This is a genomic window from Streptomyces sp. NRRL WC-3549 (genome assembly GCF_000721935.1).
Classification (GTDB): domain Bacteria; phylum Actinomycetota; class Actinomycetes; order Streptomycetales; family Streptomycetaceae; genus Streptomyces.
Genome location: NZ_KL585418.1, coordinates 115,839 through 118,018, shown reverse-complemented (window position 1 = coordinate 118,018; position 2,180 = coordinate 115,839). Strand labels below are relative to the sequence as shown.

At 68.1% G+C, this 2,180-nt stretch carries 2 protein-coding genes; both read right to left on the bottom strand.

All coding sequences use genetic code 11. The features are described 5' to 3' along the window. The coding region (locus tag IH13_RS0124080; protein WP_031087750.1) for an ATP-binding cassette domain-containing protein at positions 1 to 673 on the bottom strand (673 nt) is incomplete at its 3' end. A 19-nt stretch (positions 674 to 692) separates the two neighbouring features. Further along, positions 693 to 2,180: ABC transporter substrate-binding protein (locus IH13_RS0124075; RefSeq protein WP_031087748.1), on the bottom strand; the 1,488-nt coding region annotated here is incomplete at its 5' end.

Below are 2,180 nucleotides of genomic sequence, written 5' to 3'. Positions count from 1 at the left end.
GCCGCAGGCGCTCCTTGAGGTCGCGCAGCAGGTTCAGGACGCCGAGCCGGATCGACACGTCGAGCATCGAGACCGGTTCGTCGGCGAGCAGGACCTGCGGGTCGGCGCCGAGCGCGCGCGCGATGGCCACACGCTGGCGCTGCCCGCCGGACAGTTCGTGCGGGAACTTGTCCAGGTACTGGTGAGGAGGGGTCAGCTGGACACGTTCCAGCAGGGCCGCCAGGTTCTCCTCCAGCTCCGCGTCCCCGCTGCCCGCCCGGCCGTGGATCTTCAGGGCGCGGGTCAGGTGGTAGCGCACGGTGTGCACCGGGTTGAGCGAGGCGAAGGGGTCCTGGAAGATCAGCTGGACCTGTTTGACGTACGTACGGAAGGACCGGCCACGCCCGGCCTTCACCGCCGTCCCGCCCAGGCGGATCTCGCCCGCGGTGAGGGGGTGGAGCTGGGCGAGCAGCCGCGCGACGGTGGACTTGCCCGAGCCGGACTCCCCCACCAGGGCCGTGACGGTGCCGCGCCGCAGTTCCAGCGAGACGTCGTCCACGGCGTGGACGGTGCGGCGGCGCCGGGCGAGCAGGTCCTGCCCGGTGCGCCGTACGGGGAAGTGCTTGGTGACGGCGCGCGCTTCGAGCACCACGTCGGTGTCGGTGCGCGCGTCCGGCTTCTGTTCGGTGGTCATGGCCGGTTCTTCCCCGTGCTTACTTGGCGGGCTTGAGGTTCAGCACGACTTCCAGCGCGTCGGGCTGGGTGTGCTGCGGGGCTGCGTAGGGGTCGTCCTCGGTCGGCCAGCCCACCCAGTTCTTCGTGGAGTACTCGGCGCCGATGGGGGCGGCGGCCGTCGGGATGAGCGGCGCCTGCTCGACCATGATCTTCTGGAGGACGTTCATGGCCTTGGTGCGGGTGGCGTCGTCCGAGGCGTTGGCGTACTCCTTGAGCGCGGCGGTGGCCTCGGGGCTCTTGAAGCGGCCGAAGTTGCCGAGCTGGGAGCTCTTGCCGATGGGCTGGAGGATCGCCCCGTCCATGATGTTCTGGTACATGTCGTACGGTGTGGCGCCGCTGTTGGTCCAGTGCAGGGTGGCGTCGAAGTTGCCGCTGGCGACGTCGTTGCCCCAGGCCTCGGCGGTCTGCGTCTTGACCTTGGCCTCGATGCCGAGCTGCTTGATGTTGTCCTTGATGATGGACAGCCCGGTGATGTAGTCGTTCCAGCCGGCCGGGTCGGTGAAGGTCAGCGTCACCGGCTTGCCGTCCGGGTCCTTCAGGACACCGCCGGCGAGGGTGAACCCGGCGTCCGCGAGGAGCTTCTTGGCACCCGCCACGTCGGGCTCGGTGGTGGCGTCCTTGTACTCCGGGGCGATGAAGGACTCACCGGCGGGCAGCGGGATGCCGGTCGGGTTGGTGATCTCCGGGTAGAGCGTCGCCTCCGCCTGGACGTGGATGGCGTTGCGGTCGACGACCATGGCCATCGCCTTGCGCAGGGCCGGGTTGTCGAACGGCTTGCGGGCGGTGTTGAACCACAGGCCGTGGATGCCGAGGCCGGAGGGGAACCAGAGCTTGTGGTTCTCGGGGTCCTTGGCGACGTACAGCTGCTTGTAGTCCGGCATGAAGACGAAGGACCACTCGACCTTGCCGTTGGCCAGGGCCGTGGTCGCCGCGCTGTTGTCGTTGTAGGCGGTGTAGCGCAGCTCCTTGACCTTGGTCTCGCCCTTCCAGTAGGTGGGCGTGGCGGTCAGGGTGGTCGTCTGCGGGGTGAAGGTCTTCAGCTTGTACGGGCCGGAACCGACCGGGGTGCGGTTGGGCCAGGTCTCCGGGTTCTCGACCTTCTCCCAGATGTGCTTGGGCACGACGAAGGTGGTGATGATCTTGTTCTGGTTGACGAACTGGGACTCCTTGAAGGTCAGGACGACCTTCTCGCCCTCCACGGAGATCCCGTCGTAGGGGATGCCGTTGCCGTTGAGCGCCGGGTGCTTCTTGAGCAGTTCGAAGGTGAAGGCGACGTCGGCGGCGGTCAGCGGCTTGCCGTCGGCCCACTTGGCCCGGTCGTCGAGGGTGAAGGTGACCTTGGTGAAGTTGGACTCCCAGGCCCAGTCGGTCGCCAGCCACGGGTCCGCCTTGTCGCTCGGGCGGATCTGGTTGGTCATCGCCAGCGGCTCGTAGATCATGAAGCGGTAGCCGAGGGTGGCGCCCGC